Origin of the sequence: Pseudomonas sp. 2822-15, assembly GCF_002742515.1 — a bacterium.
In the GTDB taxonomy this organism is placed as follows: domain Bacteria; phylum Pseudomonadota; class Gammaproteobacteria; order Pseudomonadales; family Pseudomonadaceae; genus Aquipseudomonas; species Aquipseudomonas salomonii.
The window spans coordinates 1-384 of record NZ_LJRY01000096.1; the positions used below are offsets into that span (position 1 = coordinate 1).

General features: G+C 29.7%; 1 protein-coding gene. It reads right to left on the reverse strand.

Translation table 11 applies throughout. The annotated features are described in order from the left end of the window. Window positions 1-202, reverse strand: a 202-nt coding sequence (locus tag AOA59_RS31870) for a hypothetical protein (protein ID WP_218212180.1), incomplete at its 3' end; no start/stop codon positions are given. Between the last annotated feature and the right edge of the window lie 182 nt (window positions 203-384).

Sequence of the window (384 nt, forward strand, 5' to 3'; positions counted from 1 at the left end):
CTATTAACAGTGAAACTAAAACGCCTCCAATTAAAAATACAGGTAACGAGTATAATAAATATATAATAAACAATCCCGAGAATGCCCAATATCCTATTCCTTCTTGTTGCTCAGCTAAAGGTGTATACATCATATACGATAAAATCAAAGATAATATTATTGCAGAAAGAATTCCAGTAATCACTTTTGCTGTGATTTTCATTGACACACCCTCCATTTACGAAACTTTTATTAGTTAATTTCTGATGAATAAACTCTTCCTTTATATCAGAACCGGAGTAAAAGTTTTGTGCCATAAAAGAGCCGTTTCTTGAGTTATTAATCTACTCTTTCTTTCTATAATTCCCAATAAAGATAGTTATGTAATAAACAATGATCATTAAT